8 protein-coding genes are annotated in these 8,549 nt (G+C 62.6%); all 8 read right to left on the reverse strand.

Translation table 11 applies throughout. The annotated features are described in order from the left end of the window. Nucleotides 1-182: 182 nt before the first annotated feature. The gene (locus JZY06_RS03825) at nt 183-605 is read right to left on the reverse strand and encodes a hypothetical protein (RefSeq protein ID WP_207118489.1); all 423 of its coding nucleotides are present in this window, start codon (nt 603-605) and stop codon (nt 183-185) included. Between the two features lie 124 nt (nt 606-729). Beyond that, nucleotides 730-1,446 (reverse strand): MT-A70 family methyltransferase, encoded by a 717-nt coding sequence (locus JZY06_RS03830; protein WP_330617073.1) that lies wholly within the window; start codon nt 1,444-1,446, stop codon nt 730-732. 242 nt (nt 1,447-1,688) lie between these two features. Then, nucleotides 1,689-2,228 (reverse strand): Na+/H+ antiporter subunit G, encoded by a 540-nt coding sequence (locus JZY06_RS03835; RefSeq protein WP_207118490.1) that lies wholly within the window; start codon nt 2,226-2,228, stop codon nt 1,689-1,691. Nucleotides 2,229-2,236: 8 nt separating this feature from the next. Continuing rightward, nucleotides 2,237-2,506: a monovalent cation/H+ antiporter complex subunit F gene (locus JZY06_RS03840; protein ID WP_207118491.1), complete on the reverse strand. Its 270-nt coding sequence runs from the start codon at nt 2,504-2,506 to the stop codon at nt 2,237-2,239. After that, on the reverse strand, nt 2,503-3,294 hold the full coding sequence (locus tag JZY06_RS03845; RefSeq protein ID WP_207118492.1) for a monovalent cation/H+ antiporter subunit E: 792 nt from the start codon (nt 3,292-3,294) through the stop codon (nt 2,503-2,505). The genes JZY06_RS03840 and JZY06_RS03845 overlap by 4 nt, the downstream gene beginning before the upstream one ends. Before the next feature lie 5 nt (nt 3,295-3,299). After that, complete coding sequence (locus tag JZY06_RS03850) at nt 3,300-4,925, reverse strand: monovalent cation/H+ antiporter subunit D family protein (protein ID WP_207278727.1); 1,626 nt, start codon at nt 4,923-4,925, stop codon at nt 3,300-3,302. Between the two features lie 49 nt (nt 4,926-4,974). Then, on the reverse strand, nt 4,975-5,391 hold the full coding sequence (locus tag JZY06_RS03855) for a cation:proton antiporter subunit C (RefSeq protein WP_207118493.1): 417 nt from the start codon (nt 5,389-5,391) through the stop codon (nt 4,975-4,977). A gap of 3 nt (nt 5,392-5,394) precedes the next feature. Continuing rightward, on the reverse strand, nt 5,395-8,427 hold the full coding sequence (locus tag JZY06_RS03860) for a DUF4040 family protein (protein ID WP_207118494.1): 3,033 nt from the start codon (nt 8,425-8,427) through the stop codon (nt 5,395-5,397). Nucleotides 8,428-8,549 lie beyond the last annotated feature (122 nt).

Raw genomic sequence — 8,549 nt, forward strand, 5'->3', positions numbered from 1 at the left:
AATCCGCCGCACAGTGCGGTACAACCAGTCTCGCCAGTGATGTCTCTGACAGCCGGTGCTGCGCATGCATCGTCGGTGTGCGGACAAGGGAACAGCCCATCCGCCCGCGGTGCATGAACGGTGGATGGACCGGCCACCACTTTCTAGCCGGTAAAGACTCAACCGGGCTTTCCCGCGATAGTTTATTTACCGCTGGTGGTCAGCGCCGCGAGAATCTTGTCCCCCAGTTTTTCCGGATCCGCCGCACAGGCATCCAGTTCAGCGGCATCAAGCAGGATCCGGTCGCCGGTGTCTTGGTCATCGGGCAAAAACACCACCGCCGGGGCATTGCTGCTGTTAACCAGTGCGGCGGTGCGGGAGTCCATCTCGTTCAAGTGCACGGTGGTGATATCCACCGGCAGGCAGGCCATGGTGTCTTTCCAGCTTTTCTTCGCCACCGGTGAATTGCCGTGGGTGATATCACACAGCCCGCAGTGGGTGGTGCCCTTCAGCTTGCCGATGACATAGCTCAATTCCCCCTTCAAGCCGCCGTTGGCGTTGTAGACGCCGACCACCCGGCCGGGGATCCGTTCATGGCTGCTGGTGGATGTCTCGGGTGTTGTCATGGATGCTCCCTGCCGGTCAAACGGCGATGGTGAAGACACAGCCGTTGGCGGTGTCTGGTGTAGGTCGATGTTGTTCTGGCGCTCATGGCCGTGATCATCCGGCACAACCGTTATCCGGCACCGGTTATTCCCCGGCGGGGTTGTTGCTGCCGTCCGGCTTGTGATCGTCTGCAAGCCAGTTGGCCGGATCAGCCTCGATCGCCCCGCCGGTGTAGCCTTTGTGTACTCTGCCGCGGGGCGGGCAGTTCCCGTTTGCCTCATCACCCCACACTGACCAGCCCTGGCGGGGATAGCGGGCAAACAACTCCAGATACGGCCCCGGTGAGCAGCGTTCAATCAGATCATACTGTTCATCCGGTTTGCGGGAATGCTCGCGCTTGCGGGTTTCGATCATATTGACCTGGCTTCGGGCGGGGGAGAGGGTCCGCAGCGAACCTTTCACCCCGAACAGGATCAGTTCGGTGACGTTGCGGAAATAGAACCCCACCCCGCGGCCGTCGGGCCCGCCGTCTTTGCGTCTTTTCGCCCACACAATATTGGAGACATACCGAAAACCCCACGACTCCATGACTGTCAGCCCCTCCGGCAGCAGCGCATTGGGCACCCACAGGTACAGGTGTGCATTGCATGCCGTGTGCTGGTCCACCGGCAGGGCACAGATATCATCCAGCGACATGGTGGAATAGCGGTCCAGGCGCCGGTGTTCGGGGGCCACTTTCCCGGTGCGGTTGGCAAAACGCCACGGCGGATCAGCCAGGATGGTGGCGAAACCACCGTCAACAGTCGGCAGGGGCGGGGGAGGTAACTCCTGTCGCAGCGGGGAGGTGCGTTTGGCGGCCACGGGTTTTTTCTATCAGTCCTCGTTGGAAAGCCCGCAGAAATCAGTGGACGGGAAGCAGACCGTTTTTTGCGGCGGTCGCCACGAAAGTGTGCGGGGCGGGATGTACTGGTTAGAAAATCTACCGGATCAGATGCCGGCGGTGTGCCCCATGCAACCGGCCCGGTTCCGGCGGCTCATGCGGGCCACCGGTACCGGGCCGGGAAAAGAAGATGGTCGGGGGAAAAGGTTTTGTGCCGTTTCCCCTAGTCGGAGTTGGGGTGTTTTTCCTTCTGGAAGGGGGAATGATCGGCGTGGATCGAGCGGTGTTTCTTCTTTTTCTGTTTGTGGCTCATCCCGCCGTGCTGCCGGGAGGCCTGGGAGGCGGTTTCAATCGCCTTGTCCCGCCTAGAGGTGGCGGTGGTACCGGAGTGGATCAGGGTGGGCTGGTCCTTATCGCCGTATTTTTTCACCAGGGCTTTGCGCGGCGGGTCGACAATGATTTTGTCTTTTTCGATGCCGTGGACACTGCGGCCGATGTAGTAGCTGGCGATCGAGGTCACCACGAACAGGCTGGTGATGGCGATGATGGCCCGGATGAAGTCGTTGATGACAAACCCGGTGGTCGTCCAGTCGCGCAGCAGTTTCATGGCCACCAGAACCGGCAGGCCGACCGCAATGGTGGGACCGAGAATATTGGCTCTGGTCAACGCATTGGGGGCCCGCCACACGGCCACAGCGGTGGTCAGCATCATCAGTGCCGCAAACACCAGGCCGACGGAGATCACGATTTCCCAGATGGTCATGACGGGGCTCACCTCCTTCCCTTCGACAGGATGCGGGCCATCGACACGGAGCTGAGCAGCCCCAGCAGGCCGGCCAGAAGCACCACTTCGTAGGTGATCGACGACGGGTGCATCATGGTCCACACCACATAGATACCCACCATCGGATAGAACACGGCGTCAGCCAGCACCGCCTTCGAGGTGTCGTTTTTCGTGGCGATGATCAACACCAGGGCCATGATCAGGGCAAGACCCATGATGGCCATCACGGTGTAGCAGACGATATCGAAAGCGCTCATCGGCTCTCCTTTTCGTCGGTGGGGGTGGTTTCGGGTGAGGTGCCGTCGACATCGGGTTCCGGGTCGTGAACCTCGGCAAGGGGATCCGTTCCCGGGCCAAGTGGCGGGTTGCCGGTACCGATGGTGTCAGGCAGTGAGTGCCGGGAGGTTCCGGCGATCGCCGCGGCATGGCCGGTGATCGTGTCGTCACTGTCGAAAGGTCCGGTGTTCTCGGTCAGGGACCGCCCGGTGGGGGTGGACTGCGAGTACACATCCCCCAGGTCACCGGGCAGCCGGTCGGTGGACTCGGTGTCACCGGTTGCCTGTGCGGCACTGCGGGCCGAGCGCGGCATCTCATCTTCGGTGCGGACATGATGCCCGTCGGTTTCGGTGGGCCCTATCTGGTCGTCGGAATGCCCGGCCACAATGGTCGAGCGCAGCGGATCACCCGAGCCCTGGCCGGGGGCGCCGTGGTCGACATCGGCAATCGACGGGGCCAGGCGCTGTTCCATATCGGCCAAACCGGCGATCACTTCCGCCGGGTCGTGGCCGTAGACGGCCTGCACCAGCAAAATGGTGGGTTCGCCCTCATTGTCCGGCGGAATGGTGCCGCAGGACAAGGTGCCGGGGGTCATGGTGATCGAGGTGGTAAACGCCGCGATCTGCCAGTCTTTGGTCACCCGCAGCGGGTATTCCACCATGACCGGTTCCATTTTTGTTTCTTTGCGGCAGATATCCACCGCGATGGCTATCGCCCCGGCGAAGACCTGCCCGATCAGCCAGAAAAGGTATGTGATGGCGTTGAACATTGTTCCTACTCGCCTGCCTTCCCGTGGTCGGTGGCGTCGGTGTGGCCGGCATGATCAGCTGCCTGATCTGGGTCACCGATACCGGCACCGGCAGCCACATCGCTCATCCCGACAGCAGTGTCCGGGTGATCACCCAGCACCGCCCGCTGGTAGCCGGAGATATCGGTCAAACCTTCCGCCGCGGTGACGGTGATATGCGCCAGTGCCCCGGCGCCGAAGAACATGGCCACCGAACACATGGCCAACGCGGCCGCCGGGAGCGCATTTTTCACCGGCACCAGAAGATCACCGGGGAAACGCTTCGGGTTGAGGTTTTTGCCCCAGAAGACCTCCCGCCACAGCCGCAGCATGGAAAGCAGCGCGCCGAAAGAAGCCAGCACAATCACCGCGATGGTGATCCACGAGGTCCAGTGGCCCTGTTTGGCCACCGCCATGACCACGAACACTTTGCCCCACGTGCCGGAAAACGGCGGGAAACCGACAATGGAGAACGCGCCCATGACGAAAATGGTGGCGATCAGCGGTTCCCGGCGGGCCAGGCCGTGCAGTTTGCTCAGCATGCCGGTGCCGTAGGTTTCCTCCAGGGCACCGACAGCCAGCACCAGGCAGCCGACGGTGATCATGTGGTGCAGCGCGTAAAGAATACCGGCGGCCAGGGCACGTTCCCTGTCAAAGGAGGTAAACGCCAGCACCACCAGAATAAACGGCATTCCGTTGACCATCTGGTAGGCCAGAATCCGGCGCATGGAATGCTCTGCCAGACCCGCGAAACCGCCGACCAGCATGGAGATACAGCACACCGCCACAATCAGCAGCGCCCACCGGTCATCCAGGTCGAAGATGACGGTGTAGATGCGGAAAAGCGCATAGACGGCGACTTTGGTGTGCAGGCCGGAAAACAGACCCATCACCGCCGGTGAGGTCGCCGGATAGGTCCGGGGAAGCCAGGTGTGGACGGGGAAGGTGCCGGCTTTGACGGCCAGGGCGATCACCACCAGGCCCATCGCGGCGGTCAACGGCCCGTGTCCTGCGGCGGCCCCTGCCAGAACCGCAATATTGGCGGTGCCCGCCACCGAGTAGACAAACGCCACACCGACCAGCAGCACCGTGGAGGTCGTCAAATTGACCAGCACAAAAGTTCTGCCGCCGGCCAGGCGCGCCCAGGAGCCGGTCATGGCCATCAAACCGTAGGAGGGCAGCAGCATGACCTCGATGAACACGAACAGGTTGAACAGGTCCGCGGTCATCAGTGCACCGTTGACACCGGCGGTGAGCATCAGTGCCAGGGCCGGGTAGAAACGGGCTTTGGTTTCCCCGATGGAGGTGGCGAACCAGTTGGAGGCCAGCGCCACCACCGAGGTGGTGACAATCATCACCGCGGTAAACGCATCGGCCACAAAGGGGATGGCGATACCGCCGACATAGCGGCCCACACTTTCCGCGACCGGGCCGTGGGCCGCAGTTGATTGAAACAGCAGGATCCCGCCGATGATCATGGCCGCGGGAATCACAATGTGGATGGTGTCGCGGACTTTCTTCCACGGCACCAGCACACAGACGGCGGATGCCAGAAGCGGCAGCGCCACAAACAACGGCAGCCAGAAACCGGGTCCGGTGTTGGCGTCGAGCATCCAGTCACCGTGGCCGGATGCGGCTGAAAGCAGTGGTGCATCCATGGTGTCAGCGGGCTCCCTTCAGTCGTTGTGCCACCCGCTGGACCCGGTGGCTGTCCCGGGACATGCGGGAGGCGGAATTGGCCCGGGTCTCCAGGGGTGATTGTTCGGTCGGGTCTTCCGCGCTGCGGGTGTCATCGCTTCGGCCCAGAGCCGCCAGCGCCAGCATGAACGCGGTGGTGGCCATGGTGATGACAATCGCGGTCAGCACGAAAGCCTGCGGCAGCGGGTCAGCGGCCTGGTCCAGCGGGGTGCGGGAGGGAAAAGGCTCCCCGCGCCAGGCGCCGATACCGGCGGCCAGAATGATCAGGTTCGCCGCATGGGAGATAAGACCCATGCCGACCACGATCCGGACCATGCCGCGCTGCATGATCAAAAACACGCCGCCTGCCGCGAGAACCGCAATGGTCAGTGCGATCAGCATTGTCTAGTTCTCCTTTCCGCCGGTGGTGTCTGTGTCATGTGCTGGTGGTTGCTGCGGTGGATCGCCCGGATTCGGGTGACGGTTCCCTGAACCATCACCGGTCCGTTCCTTTACCGCGACAGCTGTGGCGCTATGCCTGCCGTCGGGTTCGTCGGGGACCATGCCGGCCTGCGTTTCCGCCGCCGACAGTGCCTGCCGGTTGGTTTCCCCGGTCATGGTGGCCCCGGTGTTTTGTGCCCCGCCCTGGCGGTGCTTGTGCAACGGCTTGTCGTTTCCGGGGCGCAGATATCCGCCCAGGGCATTAATGGCCAGGGTGAGCATGCCGAGTACCGCCATGAACACGCCGATATCGAAGACCATCGACGAGGACCAGTGCTGGCCCAGGGCATGGCCGTGCAGCGCATAGAGGAACGATCCGCCCTGCGCCATGCCCCAGAAACCGTCGGCCACGGCAATGACCACACCGGCGCCGGTGAGCACAAACGGCGTGTTGTGGCCCACAATCGGCTTGTCGGTTCCCTGCTTGAGGTAGCCGAACATGATCGCCCCACCGGCAACCAGAGCCGCAATGAAGCCGCCGCCGGGGGACTGGTGGCCACGCATGAAGATCAGGAAACTCAAGATAGCGAGCACCGGAACCAGATAGGTCGACAGCTGCCGCATCGGAAGCGAGTTGGATTCCGGGTCGATCAGCGGAATCGGGTGGGTGCCGCGCTGGAAGGGATGCTTCGGAATCGAGTGGACCACCGCGGCGATAACCACCCCGGCCATACCCAGAACCGACAGCTCGCCCATGGTATCCAGGGCACGGAACTCGACCAGAATCGTGTTGACGACATTGTCGCCGCCGGAAATATCCGGGGCATTGTTCAAATACCACAGGGCGATCTCCGAGCGCTCGTGCCGGCCGACCAGCGCCCACACCGCGGCAAACGTGATACCGCCCACGGCCAGGGCCAGGGACGCGGCATAGGTTTGCCTTCTTGCGGAAGTGACATGGAATTCGGCGGGCTGCTGGCGGATCACCATCATCATGATGACCACAATCAGGATTTCCACCAGGAACTGTGTCAGCGCCACATCAGGGGCGCCCAAAGCCAGAATCTGCAGGGTCACACCCACACCGGCGGTACCCAGCAGCACAACCGCGTTGAGCCTGCTGCGGGCGCGCACCAGCGCGGCGACGGACACAACGACAATCACCAGCGGCAGCACATCGATCGGCTGGTCGATGCCGGTGACACGCGGCGCCAGCAGCACCCCGTCGACACCGGTGCCCAGCAGCATCCAGTAGCCCCAGCCGAGAATAACCAGCAGCGGGTAGAGCAGATGCCGGGACGGCGAATACGAGTCGGCCATATTCGCGCACGCCTTGCCCCACCGGGCGCACAGTCCGATGAACCGCTGCAGCGCCTCGTTTCCGGTCATGGGGAAAAGCTCCAGCGGATCCAGCGTGGCGTAGATGCGCCTGCGGATAATCACCCCGATGACACCGGCAACAAGCACCCCGGCGGAAATAAGCGCCGGGGTGGTGATCCCGTGCCACAGCGCCAGGTGCACATGCGGCTGCGAGCCGTTGATGGCGAAAACAACCTCTTCCACCGGTGTATCCAGCACACTGACCGTAAAAGCCAGCGGCAGGGACACCAGGCCGGGAAGAGCGGCCGGCAGCCACAGGGAAACCGGGGCTTCTTTTACCCCGGACATATCCCGCGGGCCGTCGAAGAAAGCACCGGTGACAAGCCGGGCGGAATAGGTGAAGGTGAATACCGCGCCGACAGCAGCCGCAATCAGCAACACCACCACGGCACCATTGGAAATCGGCGCCTGGGTGAACGCCTCCAGCATCCCCTCTTTGGAGATGAAGCCCATCATCGGCGGTACAGCGGCCATCGACAGGGCACCGATGGTGACAGCCGTGAACGTGAACGGCAGTTTGTTCCACAGCACCCCCAGCCGGCGCACATCACGCGAGCCGGCCTGGTGGTCGATGACACCGATGAGCATGAACAGCGAGGATTTGAACAGTGCGTGCGCCAGGGTGTGGATCACCGCCGCCGCCAAAGCGAACGGGGTGCCCACACCGATGGTGGCCACAATCCAGCCCAGGTGGCTGACCGTCGAATAGGCGGTGAGTTTTTTCAGATCCGTTTTCTGGATCGCAAACAGCGACGCCATCACCGCGGTACCCATACCGACGGTGATCAGCAGCACATGCCACACCTGGTTGGCGTAGAACACAGTGGAAAAACGAAGCAGCACATAGATACCGGCCTTCACCACCGCCGCGGCGTGCAGGAAAGCGGACACCGGGGTGGCGGCGGCCATGGCCTCGGGAAGCCAGAAGTGGAAGGGGAACTGGGCCGATTTGGTGAACGCACTAATCGCGATCAGCACCCCCAGGGAGGTGACCATCCACGGTTTTTCCGCCCAGAAATCCGAATGCAAAATACCGGTCAACGAAGTGGTCCCGGCCTGGGTGGCCATGATCATCAGGGCGGCCAAAAGCGTCAAACCGCCGGTGAACGTCAAAATCAGGGTGCGCATCGAGCCTGCTTCACCCCCCGAGCCGGAGCGGGCGATCAGCAGGAAGGAGCCGATGCTCACCAGCTCCCAGGCGATAAACAGCACCACCACATCATCGGCCAGCACCAGCAGCAGCACCGCCAGGGTGAAACCCGACATGAACAGGTAAAACGTCAGGTTGCCGGACTTGTTGTGCAGATAGCTCGCCGAATAGACAAACACCACCGCGCCGATGACCAGGGCCAGCAGCGCGAAGAAGATGCTCAAGGCGTCACCGCGGACGGCAAAAGACACATCCAGGCCGGGGCCGAGGAAATCCTTGGCCCACACCGCCTGGTAGGTGATGGCACCGCCGCCGGACAGTGTCGGCAATTCACGCCACAGCAGCACCGCCCCGGCAATAAACAACAGGGACAACGGCCAGCCGGCGCGGCGGTCGAAAACAGCCACCGCCGGGGCCGACAATGCCACGGCCGCGCCCGCGAGGAACAGAACAATGATCAGTGTCACGGGTTAAAAGTTCACACCTGCCTGAAAGTCGTGGTGCAAAGCCTTGCAGAAAGCATGTGGACAGCAGCGCCCCCGGTCACCCCGGAGGTGATCCGGTGGGCGTGGTACATCCGGTGAACAGA

This window comes from Corynebacterium mendelii, from assembly GCF_017307055.1.
Lineage (GTDB): Bacteria > Actinomycetota > Actinomycetes > Mycobacteriales > Mycobacteriaceae > Corynebacterium > Corynebacterium mendelii.

What these genes read in the sequence shown, in the direction of transcription:
- JZY06_RS03825 (WP_207118489.1), bottom strand. Translation starts at nt 605, where the DNA reads ATGACAACACCCGAGACATCCACCAGCAGCCATGAACGGATCCCCGGC.
- JZY06_RS03835 (WP_207118490.1), bottom strand. Translation starts at nt 2,228, where the DNA reads ATGACCATCTGGGAAATCGTGATCTCCGTCGGCCTGGTGTTTGCGGCA.
- JZY06_RS03840 (WP_207118491.1), bottom strand. Translation starts at nt 2,506, where the DNA reads ATGAGCGCTTTCGATATCGTCTGCTACACCGTGATGGCCATCATGGGT.
- JZY06_RS03845 (WP_207118492.1), bottom strand. Translation starts at nt 3,294, where the DNA reads ATGTTCAACGCCATCACATACCTTTTCTGGCTGATCGGGCAGGTCTTC.
- JZY06_RS03850 (WP_207278727.1), bottom strand. Translation starts at nt 4,925, where the DNA reads ATGCTCGACGCCAACACCGGACCCGGTTTCTGGCTGCCGTTGTTTGTG.
- JZY06_RS03855 (WP_207118493.1), bottom strand. Translation starts at nt 5,391, where the DNA reads ATGCTGATCGCACTGACCATTGCGGTTCTCGCGGCAGGCGGCGTGTTT.